Source organism: uncultured Veillonella sp., assembly GCF_963551295.1.
Lineage (GTDB): Bacteria > Bacillota > Negativicutes > Veillonellales > Veillonellaceae > Veillonella.
The window spans coordinates 26556-49079 of the sequence record NZ_CAUVFT010000002.1; the positions used below are offsets into that span (position 1 = coordinate 26556).

The following is a 22524-nucleotide window of genomic DNA, read 5'->3' on the forward strand; positions in this document are numbered from 1 at the left end:
ATAGTACTGATAAGAGGATATAAGTATAGTCTTATAATTGTTTTCGTATATAGTTAGTAGATTATTTTGAAGTCAAATAATTATAAAATTTTGATTAGCACTGATATGACATAATTGATTTAACACACGCTCTTTAGGAGACTCCTAGAGGGCGTTTGTTTTAAGCAAGTTATTCTTTTCTATGGCGATAAAGAAGATTTCATATTAGAATAATCAGAGGAATATTTTAGGAATATGTTTTATGAACGTATATTATATAAAAATATTAATAACTATAGTTAGAATATTGTAGATGTTTATGATATATGATGAAATAAGATACATTTATTATTAAGAATAGCATTAAAATCTTTTCTGACGATAGAACTAGATTAATATTTTATAGAAGAGATATTATTGTGAGGTAATAATGCGAATAACACTTAAAAATATAGCTAAAGTCAAAACTGCAGACATTGATATAAAGGGAATTACTGTGATTGCAGGTGATAATAATACTGGTAAAAGCACTATTGGTAAAGCGTTATTTTCTATTTTTAATGGTTTAAATAATATTGAACAGAAACTATATATGGATAAATTTCAGTCATTGGAAAATATTATAGATAGCTTCTGTACAAACTCTTTTTCTAGCCCTTTTATTGATCAAAAAAATAAAAATTTAATTATACACGATATTGATACTAATATATTGATAAAGGAGCTATTAAAAGTTAATACTATTAATAGGAATAATGAGTTAGAGATTGAGTCGGTTCTGAATAAATACTTAAGTTCTGAGGTTCGTAAAGCTAAAGGTTTAAATGAGTGGAGCGAACTAATAAAAAAAGTTCAAGAGATTTTGTTAGTAAATATGGAGGATTATATTAAGCATATTCTATCTAATGAGTTATTCAATGAGTTTAATGGACAAACTATCAATATTTTTGAAGCTTTAGAGGGTATTATTTCTGTAAGTATTTCTAATCAGAAGGTAGTTGTTAAAATAGATTCTGATAATACTATATTTATTAAATCTCTTCCAAAATCTCAAATTAATGTTAATTTGGTTTACATAGATAATCCTTTTATTTTAGATGATGTATTAAATGGTCTATTTGTAGATCACTCAATATACACTAATCATAGAAGAAATACATTAGAAAAGTTAGTAATAAGTAAAAGTATTAATAATATTGATAGTATAGTAAGTAATAGTAAATTCCAAAAAGTAATGGATCTTATTAATGGTATTGTTCCAGGTAATCTTGACTTTGCTAATAGTACTTTGTTTTATGTTTATAATAAGAAACGATTAAATGCTAAAAATTTATCGACAGGTATTAAAACATTTGCTATATTAAAAAAATTACTTTTAAGTGGTGGTATTAGTAATAATGGTGTTATTATACTAGATGAGCCAGAGATACATCTTCATCCAGAATGGCAACTAATATTAGCCGAATTAATCGTATTATTGCAGAAAGAGTTTAACTTACATATTCTTATAACTACACATAGTCCATATTTTTTAAATGCAATAGAGGTATATGTTGCTAAACATAATATTAATGATAAATGTAAATATTACTTGTCAAAATGTATAGAAAATAGTGAGAGTGTTACATTTGATGATGTAAGTAATGAAATTGATTTAATTTATAAAAAGTTAGTAAAACCGCTGCAGAAGCTTGAAAACTTGAGGTATAGATTATGACAGATTACTTTTTTAAATATGTAGGCTGTTTAAAAAGTTTAAAAGAAACATCAAAAGATACAGCAAATCAAGAATACATGACAAATTGTGAAGGTATAGTATTTGACTTTGACTCTATTAAGCAAGAATACACTAAATGTCTGTCTATGTCATATACAGTATGTAAATCTTGTGACGCATTGAAGTGGGATGATACACATAAAATTTTGATTGAATTTAAAAATAGGAATTTTAATAATAAAGAGATTAAAGATAAAATTCAAGCTTCACTTTTATTATTATGTGATATTGTTAATACTAATATAAGTAAAACTCGTGAGGAATTAGATTTTATACTGGTATATGATAAAGATGTAAAACCGTTAACAAATGATGAAAAAGAATTATTGGTTCAAGAATCTTCTAGTAGGGTAGAAATAGGGGGAATATTGGGTAAATTGGCACATACCCCTTTAGTAAGATTTGATTTGGAAAAATATAAGGGGTTCTATTTTAAGCATGTGTTAACATTAACTGGAGAAGAATTTGAATCTTGGGTCGAAGCAAGTTTTGTATCGTGAGTTCTAATGAACTGATTATCAAAGTACTTAATATATTATATTGGTAGTGATATTTTAATAATTCGTCTGAAATGGATTAGCCAATTAAGTATAGTTACACATTTTTAGTTAGATTGTTATTATGATATGAGTGGAAGTCAATCTAATATTTATTAGGTAGTCTTTAGAAAGGAGCTCCTATGAATCGACTTAGTTTCTCGCGAACTCAGATTTTAATTCTCCTTAGTGTGTGGCTCACGTTCTTGTTGAGCTTTGTTATGCGCTTGTCCTGGGCATCTGTTATGCCTATCCTCAATGAGGCGTTGCATTTCACAGCTAAGATGGGGGCTCAACATATTTCGGCCTTTTACTTTGGTTATGCGTTAACGGTATTACCAGGCGGCATCTTAGCCGATAAAATCGGTTACAGACGCACCATCTTGTTTAGTTTGATCGGTATGGCCGCTGTAACAGCTTTGATGAGTACCATTACAGACTATACCATGGCTTGGGGTTTGCGCTTCTTGCTAGGGGTTATGTCTGGTCCTGTACAAGCTTCTTGCTTGAGCGCTATCGGAGATCACTTCGGTCCTAACCAACGCGGTGCGGCCGTAGGTATCTTCATGAGTTGTACTTCCTTTGGTATTACTACGGTAAACCTTTATGCACCGTATGTAGCTACACATTACGGCTGGCAAACTGCATTCCTTGCTACAGCTATCTTGCCATTGGTAGTACTCGTGTTATGTTACTTCACGGTGCGTAAGCCAAGCGCAGAAATCCTTGCACAACGGGAAGCGGAGGCTTCTGCAGCAGCTGCTAAACTTGGCGTAGGTCAAACATCTTTAGTAGAAAACTTGAAGCACATCGTTTCTAACCGTAACATTCGTTGCTTGGCAATTGCAGGCTTCTTCGCAACAGGTACGACTTGGGGCGTAACGCAATGGGCGAACTTGTACATGGTTAAACAATTAGGTGTAACTGCTATCTATGCAGGCCAAGTCATGAGCGTATTCGGTACGGCTGCGCTCATTGCGAAACCAACTATTGGTATTTTATCTGATATTTTGCCAATTAAGAAGAACCATTTAGCGGCGCTCGTTATGTTCTTATTTGCGCCCGCTTTAATCTTGTTTGCAAGTACGGCAAATCCAAATATGCTCTTTGTAACAGGTCCAATCCTCGGTATTGGTGCCTTTATGCATAGTGCGTTGACTAATGCTCTTGTAGTTCAATCGGCAGCACCTCATTTACGCGGCACAACAGCGGGCTTTGTAAATTTGTTTAACCAAATCGGTGCTCTCTTGGCGCCATTACTCTTGGGCAATGTCCTTGTTATGACGGGCAGCTACCAAATGTCCTTGATGTCTATCGCCATAGCGCCGATCATCGGTGCTTGTGCATTGTTCTTCATTCGTCTTAAATAATATAAAAGGATCCGTAAATGAACTGTCCTTCTAAAAATTGCGTCTAATTGGAGGGTAGTTCAAAACGGGTCCTTTTTGTAATTAATATGTATATTGTGTATGGTGTTCTTTTATTATATGATTGAGTCATAGTACAGGAGGGATGTAAATGGAAATCATCTGTTTTGGCGATAGCATTACGCGTGGCTATGATGTACCCTATGGACGCGGTTGGGTCGAAATCTGCGATGCTTCCATAGAGAACGTTAATTTTACAAATTATGGTGAAGATGGCTGCTCCGTACAGGGGATGATATATAATATTGAAAATTGGGCGGTTACTGCTGTATCCGATCCAACACATCATATTTTCTTGATGTGTGGCACTAACGATATTTTACAAGGTCGAGATAGTAGCTATGTGTATAAGACTTTGGTGAAAGCTATCGAATTTGCTAGTACAAAAGGGACGGTAATCATCGGTTTAGAAACTCAAATTGATAGCGATATGGATGGATTAAATCTGGTTGTACGAGAGGTTAATGAACAGCTAAAAGCCTACGCAGCGGAGCGTAATATTAAGGTCATAGATTTCTATACCACCTTGTTTGAAGCGGATCAAATTGGACAAATTGTCTTTGCCGGAGAGGTACACCCCAACGAGCGCGGTTATCGATTAATGGCGTATAAGGCATTAGAGGTCTTTACGCGATTATAACGTCACTATAATACGACTGTAACGGGACTATAATACAACTGTAATATAAAGAACATAAAAACTCCCCTAATGAGTTGCCTCATTGGGGGAGTTAGTGATTTATAGCCTTTTGTGCTAGCGAAAGTTGGGGGCTTTCACCAGATACAATTAAATTCGTAACGAATTATTTTTTAGATTTAGTAGATACTTTATTGTTGGACACCTTAGCAGATTGTGCGATTGCATATGCAGTGCCTTTTACTAAATCAGAAGCTTCAGCAGTGTTGCCAGATACGGTTACAGCTGCTACAGTGTCTTCGGTTACTGCGAATAATGCAGTTGCATAAGGGTGTTGCGCACCATTTGGTACAGTTACAGCACCGGATTTAACAACGATGTAACGACCGTTGTTGTTAAAAATATCATAATGAGCTGCTTGTTTTACACCATCATAGCTTTCATTGTAAGCGAACAATGCAGCTACTTCACCACTTGCTACTTGACCAGATTGTTGCATGGAATGCAATTTAGCAGCTGCTACAGCTGTTGGTTGAGTCATGTTTACAGTGATGCGCAAAGAGTTGTTGTTTACAACTGCTTCAGTGATTACGTTTGTAGAGAATACATTCGCAACACCGTTGCCAGCACGGTTGTAAGAGCTAGCAGTTTTCACTTGGTAGCCGTTAGTGTATGCAGGCAAGTCATATGTGTAAGTTTTACCATTTAACAACAAGTCGAAAGAGTTCAATTGGTTAGCTTTGTAGCGAGAAACGTAGGAGCTGCCGTTGCCATTAGCTGTTACGGAGTTTACAGTTTCTTGGTATACAGGTTGGGCTTCAGTAGGGATAGGATCCATGATTTGAAGACCTACAGCTGTTGTTTGTGGTGCCACAAAGATTGGATCACCTAATTCTTTAGATACAGGCATTTGTTGAGCCATATCACCTGCTGTATAAGGCACTGCTGGCAATGGTTTGTAGCCAGGGCGTGGTGCACTTGTGGCATAACTAGTTTGGTAAGCTGGCGTAGCCGCTTGTGGTGCAGGATAAGAATATTGTTCTGCTGAAGCACGTTCGTAAGCGCGTGCATTAGCATCAATAGTTGCAGCAAAAGTAGAGAAAGACATCGTTGTCGCTGCAAACACTGCAAAAGCAGTTGCTAAATGTTTTTTGTTCATAATAATTTACTCCTAAATACATGATTTTACAAATAACACAGATACTAACTTGTATTATATAGGAATTCATGCTAATTGTAAATAAAATATAAAATATTATCTTAATTATAAATAAATATAATCAAATGAGTCAAATATTGTACAATTAGCCATAGAATGTCATATTACTATATAATAATAATCAGTATAGTAATTTATTATATCGAAAAATTTCGTTTGATGCTATATCTAATTCGTATAGTGCTACAATTAATTTGTGTAGTGCTATTCTAATGCGTTAACTGATATGAGCAATATAAATTTGTGGATTATATTAATTGAGATGGTGAAAGTTTCACTAGGGAGGTCTCATGAGTATTAGCGTCTATTATGGACGAGCTGGATCAGGCAAGACGCGCGCCGTATATGAACGCATACGTCAGGTCATGACAGACTGTCCAGGGGAACCAATAATTTTGCTCGTTCCTGAACCTGCCACCTATCGGGTGGAACGGGAGTTAGCTGAATTTATGCCTGAGAAAGGCTTTACTACGGTTCGCGTCGTAGGCTTTGGTCGTTTGGGTTATCAGATATATCAATCGATAGGCTCAAAAGGGGTCGGTCAATCAAGTTTATCAAGCTTTGGCCGGTCTATGTTGTTGCGCCTTGTAATGAAACGAAAGCAAAAGGAACTCGGGCTGTTAGAACAGGCCACAAAGCGACCTGAGTTTTCCTCTGTATTGCAACAACTCTTTTCTGAGTTTCGCGCCTTCCGTGTAGGCCCTGTGGACCTAGAACGAGGGGCAGAATCTGTTAAAAATAAAGTATTACAAAAGAAATTGCGCGAGCTAGCTATTTGTATGTCTGCCTATGAAGAAGAACTCAGTCGCCATGGGGAGCGCGACATCGATCCTATCATGGAAATCGTAGAGGCATTGCCACAATCTCCTCTCATGGAGAATAGTCACGTCTTTATCGATGGTTTCCATTGGTTTACGCCCACACACTATGAGTTGATTTATACCTTGTTTGACTTGGCGAAGGAGGCCGTTATTACTATCGATTTACCGATGGCTCCAAAGGCGTTAAATCTAGCTCGTCGAGGGGAGCATCTCTTCAGCCGCCCTTTAGAAATTTACGACACCTTAGTCGCTCGTTATGGCTCTAGTATCAACTGGGTTGGCTTTGAGGAAAAACGAGGGCCTCAAATTGTTCGAGAGTTAGAGTCTAATTACTTTATTAGCCCTAGTAAGAAAAACTCTACAGATGAAACGATTCCGCTTATTCGAGGCTATAACCGGGAACGCGAAGCAGATGCTGTAGCTCGTCACATTTTAGCCTATGTAGAATCATCTGAAGAGGCGCGTTACCGAGATGTATGTATTATGCTCCGCGAGTCTGAAACCTATGGTGACACCCTAGAAAAGGTCTTTGCTCGCTACGGTATTCCGCACTTTATCGACCGTCAGCGGCCTATGAAAAACCATCCGTTAGGCGAGCTGTTGACGGCTCTCTTTGATATCGTACGTCATAACTATAGTCGAGACAGCATGTTCCTCTTGCTCAAGACGGACTTGATGCCGCTTACTCGTGAGGCTGTAGATGAGCTAGAGAACTACGTTCTCGAGTTTGGTATCGACCATTATAAATGGGAACGTGAAAGCTGGCCGTACCTACGAGGCTTTTATGAGGGGCAAAATGAAGATAACCACGTAGATGCACCACGCAGAGCACGTGTAAACAAAGCAAGACAAACCATTATGGATGTTTTATCTCCGTGGTTTGATTTTGCGGCTTATAGTGATGGACATACGGGCGCAGAATGGGGAGCTCAATTATATAGTTTGTTAGAAACATTGCAAGTGCCAGAGCGCCTTTATGAATGGGCGAAGGATGCAGAAACTATAGGTGATCAAGAAGCTAAAGCTAGTCATGAACAGATGTACAATGCGGTCCTTTCCTTTATAGACGAAATTTCTATGGTCATGAAGGATGAAATATTGACCTTGGATGAGATGATGCTCCTCCTCGAAGAAGGCCTTAGCGATGTAAACTACTCTATGATTCCTCCGTCTTTAGATCATGTGGTGATTACCACCATCGAACGTGGTTACAGCCAGTGGTGGCCTAAGGTGTTTGTAATGGGCCTCAACCAAGGTGTGTTCCCTCAAAGTATGGGCGATGAAGGACTCATCAAGGACAAGGAGCGTCAAGAATTGGCCGATGCAGGCATTACCTTAGCAGAAGGTGCTTTGCCGAAGGCTTTCAACGAGAATTTCCTATTATACCTCGCCATGACGCGGGCATCCGATTCGTTGACCTTGTCCTATGCGGGCTCTGGTGAGGATGGAACCGGTCTTGAGCCGTCCCTCATTGTGAAACGATTAGAATCCCTTGGGTACGTAGATCAGGCGGTAGAAATTCCTCTCTCCATTGCACCTGATACAGAGACGGATTACGTGTGGCGACCACTTCAAAGTCTATCTTTATTATCCGAGCGCTGGGGTGCTCTCTTTAGCGGACTTGAGGTCAATCCTCTTTGGTGGGGCCTCTATAACTGGGCTCGTGAAAGCGAAACCTATCGTCCTCGTTTAGCGGAGGTGTCACGTGGCATTCGAGATAATAACGATGTGCCTGTCATAACGCAGGATTTAGTGAATGGTCTATTTTTGTCTAAAGGCTATATGTCTGGCTCTGTGACGCGCCTTGAACGATACCAACAATGTCCGTTTAAGTTCTATGCTCAATATGGTTTGAAACTAGAACCGCGTCGTGTACGCTCCTTTGGTGCTCCTGAAATTGGTACATTCCTACATGCTAATTTAGAGCGCTTAGGAAATTATCTATTAGAAAATAACAAACAATGGCGTGACCTTGACGAAGAGGAACAAGAAAAACTATGTCGCACTGTGGCAGACGAAATCTTACAAGAAAATCAGCTGGGTGAAGAAACGAGCGATGCCTATCAAAAGGCCATCGAACAGCGTGTACAGAGAACATTGCATGTGACGGTAGACCGCCTCGTAGAATGGTCTAAGCGTAGTGATTTTGATACGAAGTATTTAGAGCAAGACTTTGGTCGTCAAGGTGGATGGGATCCTATTCGAGTCCCTCTTGGTGAAGACCGTTACTTGCGCCTCATCGGGCAAATTGACCGCATCGACGAATATACACGGGATGGTCAAACCTATGGTATGGTTATCGACTACAAATCGGGTGGCGCTCATGTGACGGCCCAAGATGTGTATTATGGCCTTAAACTGCAACTCATGACCTATCTGCTAGCGTTAGAATCCGCTTATGGTAAAACACATGGCGAATCTATGTCCCCTGCAGCGGTGGTTTACTCTTACGTGAAGAACCCGAAAATCCCTGCTGATGCGCCTATATCTTATGAAGATGCTGTTTCGTTGACTAATGAAAGCGATGCTTGGCAAAACAGTGGGTACTTCTCCGATGATATAGAGCTGTTGACGCATATTGACAATAAGTTTTTGTCCTATGGTTCTAAACGAGGCCCTTATGTGCCGATTGCTACGAAGAAAGATCAAACCATTTCCAGTAGAGATTTACGTAAGGTTAAGAGTACTGGTGAATTTGATGTAATGTGCCGTTATACAAATCACGTGATGGCTGAGACGGGCCGTCATATTGGGGACGGACAGTTTCCGATTAAGCCATATCAATTGAATGGCTTTAGACCTTGTACATACTGCGATTATAGAACGGTATGTCGCTTTGACTCTAGCCGTAATCGATATAATTATTTGTCTAGATTGTCTGAAGATGATGCATTAGAACGGATGAAAGAGGTCTTAAGCGACGGAAACAACGGAAACAACAGTAACGACAGAAATAACAGCAACGAAAAAAATAATAATAATGACGGAAATAATAGTAGCGAAGGAGGTGAAAACCATGGGGGTTAAATGGACGCCAGAGCAGGAGTCTGCCATCATAGCTCCTAAGGACTCCTCCTTAGATAATCAGACCTTACTTGTTGCGGCTGCGGCCGGCTCTGGTAAAACGGCAGTTCTCGTAGAGCGTATTATTACGCGTCTTAAAGATATGGATAATCCGTTATCGGTTCAAGAACTCATGGTTGTAACTTTCACAAAGGCTGCAGCTCAAGAGATGAGTGCTCGTATTGGCCTTGCTTTGGCTAAAGCCATGGAATCCACTGAGGATGCAGCAATGCAAGAACGCCTTGAACGACAGCTCAATCTATTGCCGTCTGCTCATATTTCTACATTGCACTCCTTTTGCCAATGGGTAATCCGGTCCTATTTCTACAAGCTCGATATTAATCCAACGGCTCGTATCGGCAATGAAGCAGAAATGGCATTGCTACAACAAGAGGTACTGGCTGATTTATTAACTAAATCCTATGAAGAGGGTCTTTATAATATCTATGAGCTAGCGGACTTCTTCAGCGACGATAAATCCGATGCGGGCTTAACGGCAAAGATTATGTCCCTATATAACTACGCCATGTCCCTTGCTAATCCTGATGGATGGCTAAGGAAAGCCTTAGAGCCTTATAAAGAGGCGATGACCATAAACCCTAGTGATACGATGTGGGGCGAATATATGTGGTCGAATCATTTAGCGGTTATCGACCGTATTCGAGAGCGCTTAGAGCGGATGGAGCAAATTTTACTTGATCCAGTAGGTCCTCATAAATGGCAAAATATATACGATAATCAACTGGCTGCACTAAGTATGCTTTCAGCAGCTCAATCTTGGAATGATATGGGCGATGCTTGTAAGCATATGGATACCTTTATTAAGGATCAATTCCGTATGGGTTCAAAAGAGGCACAAGCTTATGACCCTATGTTGGTAGCAGAGTTTAAATCTTTAGGAGGTCAAAATAAAGATGACCTCAAAGCCATGCAAACCGCTATATTCACCGTTCCGGAAGCTACCTTGCAAGAGCAGTTTAAGGCTCAATATCCAATCATAGAAGGCCTTGTAGAGCTGACGATTGCTTTTCATAAAGCTTATAGAGACATGAAGCAAGAGCAAGGCATCATGGATTTCAGCGATCTTGAGCATCTATGCTTGGCTCTTCTCGTTGAATCTGGCACAGAGGATGATCCTCAGCCGTCTGAAGTGGCAAAGGAATTGCAAGATACTTTCAAAGAAATCATGGTCGATGAATACCAAGATACGAACGGCGTTCAAGAGACGATTATCAACTTGATTTCTCGCGTCGATAATAGGTTCTACGTGGGGGACGTGAAACAGGCTATTTATAGCTTCCGTATGGCCGATAGTTCTCTGTTTATGGAGAAATACAACACCTACGGGGGGACTGATGCGGTAGAGCGACGTATCGACTTGGCGAAAAACTTCCGATCTGACGCAAATATTTTGGCTGCTACGAACTTTTTGTTCTACCAAATCATGACGGAAGACGCGGCAGAGCTTAATTATACAGAGGCTGAATCGCTCATTCCGGGCCGCATCGTAGAGGATGCACCAGAGGATTGGGTTGGAGGCGACGTGGAATTACAGCTCATAGATGTGAGTAAGGATACCCTTGGTGCTAGTGAAAGTGACGAAGATGAAGGGGATGACCCTGAAAACAACGAGCGTGAGCTAGATTTCATCATTCAAAAAATCAAGGAAATCCATGTTGCTAAGAAACAGGTGCAAAATCCAGATGGCACATTCCGTCAAATCGAGTGGCGAGACTTTGCTATTTTGCGCAGATCCTTGGCGGGTTGGGGGACGCGTGCCGTAGAAGCCATGCGTCAAGCGGGGATTCCTGCGGTTGTAAATGAGCGAGACGGTTACTTTGAAGCACAAGAGATTCAACTTTTATTGGCATTGTTATCCATCATAGATAATCCGGAACAAGATTTGCCGATGGCTGCCGTATTGCACTCTGGCCTGGTAGGCCTTGATGCGAACGAACTAGGCGCATTGCGACTGTCTGGTGAGGGTTCTCTATGGTCGCTCATGCCAACCTATGCAGAAGAGGCTCAAGATGAGCGCTTATTAGCTTTCATTGGCCATATGGAGCGGTGGCGCACCTTGTCGCGTCGCCATGGTGTGACCGATTTGTTGTGGGATATTTACGAATCTCAAGATTACGTAAACTATGTAGGGGCTATGCCGAATGGTCTCGTGCGCCGTGCTAATGTGCTTGCCTTATATGATAGAGCTAAGGGCTATGAAGCTTCTGGCTTCCGCGGGCTCTTTAGGTTCTTGCGCTTTGTGGAAAGCTTGCGCGACAGCAACCAAGATATGCCACTTGCCAATGTGGTGAGCGAGACAGATAATGTGGTGCGCCTCATGACCATCCATAAGAGTAAGGGCCTTGAATTCCCTGTAGTATTTTTATCTGGTGTACAAAAAAGATTCAATATGATGGACTTGCGTTCAGAGCTTCTTATCGATAAAAATGCAGGACTTGGTTTGAAAGGATATTTTCCAGATATTCGAGTGTCCTTTCCGACCATGCCTTGGTTCTATGTGAAAGACGTAAAAGAGGCGGCCCTCAAGGCGGAGGAGCAGCGCATTCTCTATGTTGCCTTGACACGGGCACGAGATAAGCTATTCATGACAGGATTTATTAAAGGCTTTAAAAATTCTAAAGGTGTATTAAGCACCATGGGTGAGCTCATTAAAAATGCGGCTTCCGTAGAAACTCAACAGTTACCGACAGATATTATCACGCAAGCCAATAGTTATCTAGACTGGCTGATCATGGGCTTTGCTCGTCACTTAGATGGTGGTAATCCGTTGCGTGTAGCTATTGAATACGAAGGGCCTACCTATTTTGATTTGTCTGATAAACAGTGTCGTTTAAAGGTTGAGATCCATGATGGCTCTCTTTATGGTGATCTTGATTATAAAGCAGATGTCGATGAGACTACAATCAATAAAGTTCGGGAGTTGAAAGCGGTTAATTCTGTAGAGTTGCCACAGGAAATCGTGAATCGCTTTAACTATAACTATCCGTACAGCGATGCTACTCGTCGGACAGCGAAAATTTCCGTTAGTGAATTGAAACGACGCTACCAAGAGCGAGAATTTGAAGCAGGAACTATTGATACTCTAAATGAACCGATTGCAACGGTAGATTTGAGTGCTAAACGAGCCGTGTCGGATGCGGTTCAGGCTATCAAGCTAGATACAACGAACCCGAATCTTAATGCCGATGACACTAGTAATATTAGTGTTCAGCCTGTTATAGTTTCGGAGGATGAATTAGCAAATTCCGTATTCGGTAGAAAGCCACAAGCACTACAGTCCGAAGAAGATATATTGACAGGTGCTCAATGGGGTACCTTGATGCATGAGGCTATGCAATGGTTGCCTCTTGTTGAGTATACGCAAGCTTCTTTGACAAAAGAACTAGATGCACTGGTGGCGAAAGGGACTTTCACAGAGGAAGAGAGAAATTTATTAAGCGATATAAGTTTGTATAAATTTTTCAGCTCTGATCTTGGTAAGCGCCTTATTAGGGCAAAACGTATCGAACGAGAATTGCCGTTTAGCATGCTCTTTGAAGGAAAACGCGTATACGACACCTTAGAGGATGGGGAAAATCTCTTCCTTCAAGGTATTATTGATACGACCTTTGAAGAGAACGGTGAATGGGTTCTCGTAGATTACAAAACGGATCGCGTTACATCCGGAGAAGACCTCATCAAGCGCTATAAAATCCAAATGGATCTCTATAAAGAGGCCTTGCAGCGATTGACGGGGATGCCTGTAAAAGCTTGCTATATCTATAGTTTCCGCTTGCATGATGCAATTATTGTGGACTAAAGTGTATAGATTCTTATAAATTAATAAACACAAAAGCTCTCTATTCGTTGATAGAGAGCTTTTGTGTTACCAATTACTTGTTATATATGTGGTAGTTTAGGCAGATTTAAGGCTTTTTTCTTTTTATGCTTTGCAGGTGCAAATACTTTGAGTACGCGCGGCAATACTTCAATGTCTACTGGCATAGCAGGACCTGCATCACCATCCATATTGGTCGATAAATCATCGACGTCAGATAGAAGTTCGATATGAGCTTTTTTCACAGTTAATGTCGTTGTATAACGAGAGTTATAGATGGCACCACTGATAATGAGTGGTAATACGCTGAGAATATCGAGGATAAAATATTCTTTGAAGATGATGATACGCATATAACCATCATCTACAGAGGCTTCTGGCATAAAACGCTCAAAGCTAGATACTACATTGGTAAGTAGGGCTAAAACGAGAGGAGATTTGCAAATGAAATCATCGTCCTCTGTTTTGATGCGGTACGTGTAGTCCTTTGTAGTGAACAACGCTTGGCCTGCTCTCAAGAAATACGCGAGAGGGCCGAGTATGCTCTTTTCCTTTGGTGTAACTTCATCTACAACCTTAGGAATAACGCCAGCTGCAATATTATTGCAGAAATACCGATCATTACAACGGCCGATATCAATGGTTCGAGTTTCATTGATATCGATACGTCTGATAGCTTGCGTTGGATTTTGGTGAATGCCGAGCGCACGAGACATATCATTTACTGTACCAACGGGGATAAACCCAAAGGTACAGGAGAATCCACCTTGGGCAATACCATTAACGGTTTCGTTAACAGTGCCGTCACCACCCATGCAGAATACGGCATCAAACCCGCGTTCACAAGCGTCCTTAGCAAAACGTGTAGCATCGCCTTCGCCTCTGGTGAATTTGACCTCAATCGTTTCGAACAAGGTACTCAATTTCCATTGTAAATCGAGGGCATAACGGCGCGCTGCACCTCCTCCTGAGACAGGGTTGATGATAATCAAACAACGGCTCATAGTATACTTCCTTACTTTCAAAAATGAGATATAGCTATTATCTATAGTTAAATTGACAGTCTTAATGATGAGTTCTATAATTGTAATGTATGCACTTAATTTCGCACAACATACTTTCTAAGATATGTTGTATACTATATTATACTCATTTTAACCGTTCTTTGAAAGTGTGAAAGCACGAATGGTTAGTAAGGTTTAGGGGATAGTAATGGGAAGACAAAGTTCAAAAGATAAATACAAATTGTCCGCAGTGGATTCTATCGAAAGATTACCTCTCAGTGAACAAGTATATTTAACATTAAAAACAGCTATCTTAACAGGCAAATTGATGCCTCAAGAGAAGCTTAACGAAGTAAAAATTGCAGAACAATTGCAAGTGAGTGCTACACCTGTGCGTGAAGCATTCCGTAAATTGGCTAAAGATAATCTCGTAGTTATCGTTCCTTGGAAAGGTGTTACTGTAAAAGCTGACACTCCAGAGGAAATCGTAGCACTTTACCAAGTGCGCGAAGTAATGGAAGGACTTGGTGCTAGATTGTGTGCTCGCCATGCTACGTCTGAGCAAGTGCAAGAGTTAAGAGCGCTTTGTAAAGAGATGCACGAAATCGAAGATGCTACAGAGCGTGTTGATGTGAATAGCCGATTCCACACAATGATTGCTCATTACTCTGGCAATGAACGTATTGTAGATTATTTAGCAGGTTTCCGTGAACGCGTTAATCGTGACATGTACATCAGTTCTTTCAATGCTGTACGTACACATGACTGTGATGATGAACATGACCAAATCGTAGACGCTATTGAACGCCACGACGAAGTAGCAGCAGAAACGGCTATGCGTCAGCATATCAACAATGCATTTATCTTCAAAAAAGCAAATGCGGAAGTACAGCATAAAAAACTTAATGAAGTATAATGTTTGCTGATGCTGATGCTGATGCAATGGGCATAATGACATATGAGAGGCTCCGCCAATGGTGGAGCTTTTTTGATTATTATTTTGAATATCTAATCCAAATTTAATATAGATTATCTTAATATAAGGTAGTTATCATTTGTTGTACTTAATTAACAGCTATATTAGATCATTAGATTAGTTTGCTTTTGTTTGGTTTCGAGACGTTCTCTTGGTGTGGTTCAGAAACTCTAGCCGTTTATAGTGTGATGTTAGGTGCGCATTACAGTTTTTATAATCTATAACACGCAGTCTTACGAGCTGACTTACGTTGATTTGAAAGGCTTGAGCGATTTTAAAAAGAATTTCTAAAGACATGCCCGAGATGCCTGTACCACATTCTAATTTACTTAAATAACTACGACTGATACCAATGTGACGAGCTAACTCTTGTTGAGACATATTTAGGGACACACGAATAATGGCGATTTTATGACCTAAACAAACATATTGATGTTGTAAAAACGGGTCTTCGTACGTGTTGATCCGCAGTTCGGTGAGCGGTGTAGCCGAGGGGTTCATAGGGACTCCTTCCTTTTCCCTACTCTCTAAATATAGTATACTGAGATTGTTAGCGTCTGACTAATATAGAAAAGTAGATAATTATCGGCTATTACAGATAATTACACGAATTGTGAAAATAGTATTACATGTATGCTATAGTAATGTGATCATAACATCTAGTATGTTATCGTAAGTAAAGGAGGCACTATGGAAAAATACATAGCCGTTGCCCTCGGTGGCGCCACTGGGGCCTTATGCCGTATGGCTCTCGGTGAATGGGTTATGACAAAGGTCAGCTCTTTTCCGTATGGTACGGTAGTAGTAAACCTCGTTGGTTGCCTCATTATCGGTTTAGTCTTAGGCCTTTATATGCAAAAGCCAGATCTACCTCAGTGGGCGAGATTTTTCCTCGTTGTAGGTGGGCTAGGTGCATTTACCACCTTTTCAACCTTTGCCTTTGAAATGCTACAGCTTATGATGGCTGAATCTTATGTACAAGCACTTTGGTACGGTGTGGTGCAAATAATAGGAGGTCTAATTCTTTGTTGGATTGGTGTATTAGTAGCACGCTTACTCTGTTCTATGTAATTGCACAAATGGGTTAAATCTTATACGTATTCTATAGGGTGACTTGAGTTACAGCTTAACCATTGTTAATTATATATGATTAATAGGTAAGATATGTAAAGCATTTATAAATCGCTTGGGAGATATTATGAAATCTATTAGAACACAAGATGCCGTAGGGCAAATATTATTACACGATCTCGTAAGAATCGTCATCGGTGAGGTGAAAGACACGCCCTTCCGCCGTGGACATGTAATTACAGAAGAGGACATTCCTAAACTCTTGGATCTTGGTAAGGAGCATATCTTTGTGATGGAACCAGAAGATGAAGGTTTCTTGCACGAAGAGGATGTAGCTCGTGCTTTGTATCATATGGCAGGTGGCGAAAACATGCATGATGGCCCTATGGCGCAAGGTAAAATTGAAGCCATTGCAGATGTAGATGGTCTTTTCAAGGTCGATGTGGAACGATTGCACGCTATCAACAGCATTGGAGAGCTGACTATTGTAACGAGATTTAATAATACACCTGTGAAAGCTGGTGATAAATTAGCAGGCATGCGCTGTATTCCATTATTGTTAGAAGAACAACAAGTGGAGGATGCCAAGAAGATTGCTAACGGTGTGCCTTTACTCAATGTGAAGCCCTTCGTACGCAAAACTATGGGTATCGTTACGACTGGATCTGAAGTATTTGAAGGGCGTATTAAAGATGCTTTCACCCCAATCATTGAAGAACGTTGTGCTGAATTTGGTGTTACAAAGGTAGCTCACGAAATTGTAACGGATAATACAGACGATATCGTGGCGGCTATCGACAAGGTGAAAGCGGCGGGTGCCGATATCATTTTCTGCACTGGCGGTATGAGCGTAGACCCTGATGATTTAACACCAGGTGCGATTAAACGCTATGCGGATCGCGTTGTGACGTATGGTTTGCCTGTGTTACCGGGTTCCATGGTTTGCATTGCTTACTGTGCAGATGGCACACCAATTCTTGGTGTACCAGGTGGTGTATTGTTCAGCAAACCGACTGCTTTTGATGAAATTGTGCCACGCCTCATCGCAGATGATGAAATCACCAAAGAAGATTGTATAGCGATGGGTCATGGAGGATTCTTGGGCTAATAGGCTAGTATAACTAGAATAGTTAGAATAACTAATATAGCTATTCTAAGTAATATAGCTAAAGCAAACAATATAACTAGAATAATTAGTATAGCTAATATAATGAATATAGTTAATATAGCCAATATAAGGAGATAAGATAAATCTTATCTCCTTATATTGTTACTATGCTATTAATTTATAGTATGATGAATTTGGTAGAATTTTTATTTATCGATAAAATTGATAATTTTATCTATTTTGTTAAAAAATCGTTTACTTCATTTAATATTTAAAGTACAATAATAGTTAAGGATAATGATAATACATTATTTAATAATGGACATATTTTATGCTGAGTTTTGTTGAATATATATTATAAATGATAATATATTATCCGTTGTATTTATAATTTTAGATGTAGGGAGGAATAGTAAACGATGAAAAGCAAACAAGTTGCATTATCATTGGCAATACTACTTGCGTTAGGTACGGGAACTGTATTACATGTAGAAGCACAAGGAAATCCGACAGAGTATTCACGTCACTTTGGTGATGAAAATACGGTTACCAGTGACCATAGTTTAGCAGTAGGTTTCAGAAATACGGTATCCGGTTCATATTCAACTGCTGTAGGACAGTCTTCTACCGCATCTGGTGAGACTTCACTAGCTATCGGACGAAGTGCACAGGCAACTGCTAATAATACTAATGCTATTGGTCGGAGTGCACGAGCAGAAGGTGAAAATGCTACTGCAATAGGTCATGGATCAGTTTCTTCAGGGCGTAATTCAAATGCCTTTGGTTCATCCGCTAAAGCATCTGCTGAAGCTTCTACAGCGGTTGGCAATAGCACAAAGGCTAGTGGTATTTCAAGTACCGCTACTGGCTTTAATGCTGAGGCATCTGGTAATTTCTCTTCAGCATATGGTAATGATGCTAGAGCAAAGGGAAATCGTTCAGTAGCTGTTGGATATAATGCAAAAGCTGAAGAGAGTTCAACTGCTGTAGGTAATAATGCTAATGCTGGTGCTGCAAATGCTGTTGCACTAGGTTCAGGTAATACGATTACTGCACGTGGTGGAGTTGGAATTGGTAGCAGTAATTCTGTCTCTGGCATTGATTCTGGCGCTTTTGGGGTTAGAAATAACGTAGCGCAAGCAAATACATATGTACTGGGCAGTAATGTGACGTCAACACAAGGAAATAGTGTTCTCTTAGGCAATGCATCTACCGATAGAGCTGCCACAACAGAAACACAAGCTAATATAAATGGTATTAACTATTCCGGCTTTGCTGGGGTAGGGTCAGCTCGTAACGGCGTTACGAGTGTTGGTGCATCTGGTAAAGAACGTCAGGTGATTAATGTAGCATCTGGGAAAGTATCTTCTGATAGCACGGATGCTATAAATGGTAGTCAATTATATGCAGTAGCAAATACAGTGGGCGGAATTCTTAATAATCACAATACATTAATTCAAAATAATATTAATGAAATCGATAAAAATAAAGAAAAAATTGCCGACAATGAACGAAAATTAAAAGATCATACAGATGTCTTACAAAAACATGAAGATATTTTAAATGGACATAGTCAAGAATTAGAAAAACATAATAAATTAATTGTAAATCATGATAATCAAATTACTCGTTTAACTAAAGAAAATCTTCGTCAAGATGCTGATTTACTTCGTCATGAAGATCAAATTCAAAATCATGACATTCAATTAAAAAATCAAACTGAACGGATGAATAATCAAGAAAAACGTATTGACAATCAAGATAAGCGTTTAGATTATTTAGATAATCGTGTTGATAATCATGATGCTCGAATTGAAAATCATAGTGAGCGTATCGAAAGTCATGAACGTCGTATTGAATATAATAAGACTTTAGCCACAGAAGCATTAAAAGAAGCTAAAAAACATACTAGCATTTCTGCAGGTAATAATGTAACTGTAACTACAAGCACAAATGCTGCTGGTGGTACTGATTACAAAGTATCTGTAGATAAAGTTAAATTTGGTAATGTTTCTTTGGACAATAAAGGTCTAAATAATGGTGGCAATAAAATCACTAATGTAGCCGATGGTGAAGTATCCGCTACATCTAAAGATGCCGTTAACGGTAGCCAATTGTATCAAGCTACTAGCGGTATTAGTAATGGTGTGAACCTATTAAATAGCAAAATAGGAAAAGTTGGTGCTGGTGCGGCTGCATTAGCGGCTATTCATCCATTGGATTTTGATCCTGATGATAAATGGAATTTTGCGGCTGGTTACGGTAACTATGCCGGTGAAAATGCGATGGCATTAGGTGCTTTCTACAGACCAAATGAAGACACTATGTTCAGCGTAGCTGGATCCATGGGTAACGGTGAAAACATGGTCAATGCCGGCGTTTCATTGAAATTAGGTCAAAAAAATGGTGTATCTACTTCTAGAGTAGCTTTGGCTAAAGAGGTTCAAGACTTAAAGGCCATTGTAAAAGCCCAAAATGTAGAGATTCAACAAATGAAGGCATCCATGGGAATGGCTCCTCAGTATGAAATGAAAGATGTGAACTTCCCTGATGTACCAGCTAATCACTGGGCTTATGAATATGTAAAAGACTTGGCTGATAAAGGTCTTGTTGAAGGCTATCCTGATGGCGAATTTAAAGGCGATCGCGCAATGACTCGTTATGAATATGCTGCGATTATTTACCGTGCTTTACAATTGGGTGCTCCAATTGATGGCAAAATGGGACGTGCAATTAACGAATTTAATCCTGAATTGGCTCGTCTTCGTGACTTGGATCGCACTCGTGTAGATCGAATCTCGGGTAAAGACAATGACCGTCATAAGGTAGAACGACTTCGTGTAAACAATAAAGACAATAAGCAAACTAATGATTACAGAGATGTTTATGGTAGTCATATCGAGCGTAATGCGAAGTAATTACTTGTCATGAATTAACCTTTTAAACTAAAAGGAAGACAACAAAATAGTTCTTGTATAAACTAAAGAAAAAACAAAGGAGGCTGTGATAAACAGCCTCTTTTCATCTAGCGGATAGTTGAGTTAATAACAATCTGCACTTTCAGAAATCAGAAATTATGATCCTTTTCTGGAGTGCAGATTATAGTCAACTATCCGCTATTTTATTATTTTGTTCAATTAATTACATTATTGATGGCGTTATTAAAATGATTTTTTACCTAGTGTAGGGTGGCTACAACGTTTTAGTGTTAGGGTATCAATCATATGGACTGCTTCGTCCAATGTAATATCTTCGCGCTTCGTTGGTGTTTCTAGGACTGCTAACGGATGCTCCGTGCCTACCTCACCAGAAGGCAAGTAAATATATTCTTGGTTAACATTGTCACCAAAGATATAGCCAGCTTGTAAATGTTCTTTATGAATGCGACTCATGGTCTCTCCTTAGATAATTTGCTTTAGCTTAAAATCTAGATAGTCTGCAGATACCAATTCTAGTTTTGTCATACCAAATTCCTTTGGAATCCGGTTAAAAGAAATTTGATCGTGTAAGTGGCCAAAAATGCAGATATCTACGTTATATTGCTCCATGAGATCCGTAAAGCCCGAAGGTGCGTTGGACTCGTTGAATGGAGGATAGTGTAGTAATAATAATTTTGTTACAGGAATATTTTCTATATCTATACTTAAATCAGATGTTGATGATAAATAGGCCGTTGCCTTATCCATTTCCTGTAGTGCTGCTTCGGTACGCATCAATTCTCTTTCGTAAATGGATTGATCCGTTTCTGGTGAAAAGTGTGAGTCTCCAGGACAGAGATAGGCGCGTGTTCCACCGAATGCAATAAGGCGAGGGCCTTCTTCGGTTTGGATGAGCTCCGCGGTGCCGTGACCTTGTATAAAGGTAATAGCATCACCCATGAGATTGTGCATCTTGTTTGCTGATGCCCACCAATAATCATGATTGCCGCGAATCATATATTTTTTACCAGGCATGGATGCGATTTCTTGTAAATCATAAGCAGCGTCTTCGAGGCGGAGAGCCCAGCTAATATCACCTACGAGAAAAACGATGTCTTCATCTGTTATATTGGCATTCCAATGCTCTTTGATGCGGGCCCAGTGATCATTCCAGTGAGGGCCAAAAATATCCATCGGCTTCGTCGGAGGATTGCCAGATAGATGGAGGTCGCCGATGGCAAATACTTTCATAAAAATCCTTTCAATTATGTATGGTTAAAACCATATAAAATAATATATCAAATTATATACGGTATATGGTTAGAGCTATTTAGTAGCTTGAAAATAAGGCGTAATATCGTGCTTGATTTTAGCAGCTCGTCCCTCATCACAAGTTTGAGGAATTTTGTAGCCTACATAGAGGGGCGTCGTTACATAACGCGCCACTACCTTGATGTAATCATAGCCGTCCTCAAGATTATATACGAAGTAATTATAGGACTGGCTAAAGTTTGCTACACTATGCAATACATAGCGCAAAATTTGCTGTAGTCGAAGGGCTACAGTACGAACCGGTGCATCTGGTTTGAAGCGAATGTTGTACTCAAAGAACCCGATAATCGGATGGGTAGACAAGGTGATGCGTACATCTTGATCCTCGTGCAAGAGCCAACCCTCCATATTTTGGGCCGTAATATCTTTATGGTAATCGTAATTCTCAAGCCCTATGATTTGGCTGTGAGGATGGCGAATAGAGCCACCGGACATATAGCCATAATTTTTGAAGAAGAGTACGGATTTAAACTCTTTACGTTGACGAGTTTCGCGCCATTTATCGAGACCAAATTGGAGAATGTGGGCGGCTTCGTCTGTAGGTAAGGTAGAAAATTCGCCTTCGTCAGTTTCCGTTTCGATAATGACGGTAGGCCAAGTTTTTTCTAATACAGGATACTTGTTCATGAGCCATATAATATGACCTGATGTATCGAGAATATCCGTTAATTTGGAACGATCACAGAAGGGACAACGCACTTGTTCATTGCGAATATTGACGGGCTTTGTGCGCCCTAATTCGATATTAAATCTAAGTGGTTTGTTCATCATGTGCCTCCTTCCTTGTAAGAAATTCTATACTCTTAATCATACCACAA

At 39.8% G+C, this 22524-nt stretch carries 16 protein-coding genes; 10 read left to right on the plus strand and 6 right to left on the minus strand.

Annotated elements, in window-relative coordinates:
* Positions 1-409 precede the first annotated feature (409 nt).
* The 4 genes from RYO55_RS00575 to RYO55_RS00590 all read left to right on the plus strand — a co-directional run bounded on the left by RYO55_RS00575 (position 410) and on the right by RYO55_RS00590 (position 4359).
* Complete coding sequence (locus tag RYO55_RS00575) at positions 410-1696, plus strand: AAA family ATPase (protein ID WP_314983690.1); 1287 nt, start codon at positions 410-412, stop codon at positions 1694-1696.
* Positions 1693-2256, plus strand: coding sequence for a hypothetical protein (locus RYO55_RS00580; protein WP_314983692.1), 564 nt, complete (start codon positions 1693-1695; stop codon positions 2254-2256). The genes RYO55_RS00575 and RYO55_RS00580 overlap by 4 nt, the downstream gene beginning before the upstream one ends.
* Positions 2257-2435: 179 nt before the next feature.
* The gene (locus RYO55_RS00585) at positions 2436-3662 is read left to right on the plus strand and encodes an MFS transporter (RefSeq protein ID WP_314983694.1); all 1227 of its coding nucleotides are present in this window, start codon (positions 2436-2438) and stop codon (positions 3660-3662) included.
* A 148-nt stretch (positions 3663-3810) separates the two neighbouring features.
* Positions 3811-4359: a GDSL-type esterase/lipase family protein gene (locus RYO55_RS00590; RefSeq protein WP_314983696.1), complete on the plus strand. Its 549-nt coding sequence runs from the start codon at positions 3811-3813 to the stop codon at positions 4357-4359.
* Between the two features lie 163 nt (positions 4360-4522).
* Here the strand turns inward: RYO55_RS00590 and RYO55_RS00595 are convergent, their stop codons facing one another.
* On the minus strand, positions 4523-5515 hold the full coding sequence (locus tag RYO55_RS00595; protein ID WP_314983698.1) for a hypothetical protein: 993 nt from the start codon (positions 5513-5515) through the stop codon (positions 4523-4525).
* Between the two features lie 350 nt (positions 5516-5865).
* Here RYO55_RS00595 and RYO55_RS00600 point away from each other — a divergent pair, with 350 nt between their 5' ends.
* Together RYO55_RS00600 and addA are read left to right on the plus strand one after the other, a co-directional pair.
* Positions 5866-9423, plus strand: a complete 3558-nt coding sequence (locus RYO55_RS00600) for a PD-(D/E)XK nuclease family protein (protein WP_314983700.1) — start codon at positions 5866-5868, stop codon at positions 9421-9423.
* Positions 9413-13279: a helicase-exonuclease AddAB subunit AddA gene (addA, locus tag RYO55_RS00605; protein ID WP_314983702.1), complete on the plus strand. Its 3867-nt coding sequence runs from the start codon at positions 9413-9415 to the stop codon at positions 13277-13279. Before RYO55_RS00600 ends, addA begins: the two co-directional genes overlap by 11 nt.
* A gap of 80 nt (positions 13280-13359) precedes the next feature.
* On the opposite strand, the gene RYO55_RS00610 is transcribed toward addA, so the two are convergent.
* Positions 13360-14301, minus strand: a complete 942-nt coding sequence (locus RYO55_RS00610; RefSeq protein ID WP_101928544.1) for a diacylglycerol kinase family protein — start codon at positions 14299-14301, stop codon at positions 13360-13362.
* A 208-nt stretch (positions 14302-14509) separates the two neighbouring features.
* Between RYO55_RS00610 and RYO55_RS00615 the strand changes: the two genes are divergently transcribed.
* Entirely contained in the window at positions 14510-15217 is a 708-nt protein-coding gene (locus RYO55_RS00615; RefSeq protein ID WP_308521259.1) for a GntR family transcriptional regulator, read from the plus strand.
* A gap of 177 nt (positions 15218-15394) precedes the next feature.
* Here RYO55_RS00615 and RYO55_RS00620 read toward each other — a convergent pair whose 3' ends face one another.
* Positions 15395-15778, minus strand: coding sequence for a helix-turn-helix domain-containing protein (locus tag RYO55_RS00620; protein ID WP_278617732.1), 384 nt, complete (start codon positions 15776-15778; stop codon positions 15395-15397).
* Between the two features lie 189 nt (positions 15779-15967).
* On the opposite strand from RYO55_RS00620, the gene crcB reads away from it, so the two are divergent.
* The 3 genes from crcB to RYO55_RS00635 all read left to right on the plus strand — a co-directional run bounded on the left by crcB (position 15968) and on the right by RYO55_RS00635 (position 20374).
* Positions 15968-16348 (plus strand): fluoride efflux transporter CrcB, encoded by a 381-nt coding sequence (gene crcB / locus RYO55_RS00625; RefSeq protein WP_314983707.1) that lies wholly within the window; start codon positions 15968-15970, stop codon positions 16346-16348.
* 127 nt (positions 16349-16475) lie between these two features.
* Positions 16476-17456, plus strand: coding sequence for a molybdopterin-binding protein (locus RYO55_RS00630; RefSeq protein ID WP_314983709.1), 981 nt, complete (start codon positions 16476-16478; stop codon positions 17454-17456).
* Between the two features lie 419 nt (positions 17457-17875).
* Positions 17876-20374: an S-layer homology domain-containing protein gene (locus tag RYO55_RS00635; RefSeq protein WP_314983710.1), complete on the plus strand. Its 2499-nt coding sequence runs from the start codon at positions 17876-17878 to the stop codon at positions 20372-20374.
* A 243-nt stretch (positions 20375-20617) separates the two neighbouring features.
* Here the strand turns inward: RYO55_RS00635 and RYO55_RS00640 are convergent, their stop codons facing one another.
* The 3 genes from RYO55_RS00640 to RYO55_RS00650 all read right to left on the minus strand — a co-directional run bounded on the left by RYO55_RS00640 (position 20618) and on the right by RYO55_RS00650 (position 22474).
* Positions 20618-20848 (minus strand): hypothetical protein, encoded by a 231-nt coding sequence (locus tag RYO55_RS00640; RefSeq protein WP_004698256.1) that lies wholly within the window; start codon positions 20846-20848, stop codon positions 20618-20620.
* 9 nt (positions 20849-20857) lie between these two features.
* The gene (locus RYO55_RS00645; RefSeq protein ID WP_314983711.1) at positions 20858-21625 is read right to left on the minus strand and encodes a metallophosphoesterase; all 768 of its coding nucleotides are present in this window, start codon (positions 21623-21625) and stop codon (positions 20858-20860) included.
* A 75-nt stretch (positions 21626-21700) separates the two neighbouring features.
* Entirely contained in the window at positions 21701-22474 is a 774-nt protein-coding gene (locus tag RYO55_RS00650) for a DUF4931 domain-containing protein (RefSeq protein WP_004698244.1), read from the minus strand.
* Between the last annotated feature and the right edge of the window lie 50 nt (positions 22475-22524).